At 39.1% G+C, this 751-nt stretch carries 1 pseudogene; it reads right to left on the bottom strand.

Annotation, left to right across the window (positions count from 1 at the left end):
- Positions 1 to 751: pseudogene (locus GB932_RS21985) on the bottom strand (DNA-directed RNA polymerase subunit beta'); the annotation flags it as partial.

Here is a 751-nt window from a genome sequence, read left to right as displayed (position 1 = left end):
GGTCTTTCATTGCATCAAGGAACTTCACAGTTGTAGGGAAATCTGTATCAGCAAGGATCTTACCGATAACATTTCTCAATGATTTCTTCGTAAGAAGTTCATTGATATATCCTACCTGCTTAGGTACAATCTGGTTGAACAGGATTCTACCTACAGAAGTTTCGATTAATCTTGTAACGATTTTTCCATCTTCTTTGATAGGTAGTCTACATCTTACTTTAGCATTTAAAGATACTCTACCTTCAGCGTAAGCAATTTCTGCTTCTTCAGGAGAATAGAATGCAAGACCTTCTCCTTTTACTTTCATCGTCTCAGTAGAGCTTAATTCTTTAGTCATGAAATAAAGACCAAGAACCATGTCCTGAGATGGTACTGTAATTGGAGAACCGTTTGCAGGGTTCAAGATGTTTTGAGAACCTAACATCAATAACTGAGCTTCAAGGATCGCTTCTGGTCCTAGTGGCAAGTGTACTGCCATCTGGTCACCATCGAAATCGGCGTTGAAGGCCGTAGTTACTAACGGGTGTAGCTGGATTGCCTTACCTTCGATCATCTTAGGTTGGAAAGCCTGAATACCCAGTCTGTGAAGAGTAGGTGCTCTGTTCAATAGAACAGGGTGACCTTTCATCACGTTTTCAAGGATATCATAAACTACCGGTTCTTTTCTGTCGATAATTCTCTTTGCAGATTTTACTGTTTTTACAATACCTCTTTCAATTAGTTTTCTAATGATGAACGGTTTGTAAAGTTC

The organism is Microbacterium karelineae, assembly GCF_009745985.1.
GTDB lineage: Bacteria > Actinomycetota > Actinomycetes > Actinomycetales > Microbacteriaceae > Microbacterium > Microbacterium karelineae.
This window is presented reverse-complemented; position numbering and strand designations above follow the sequence as displayed.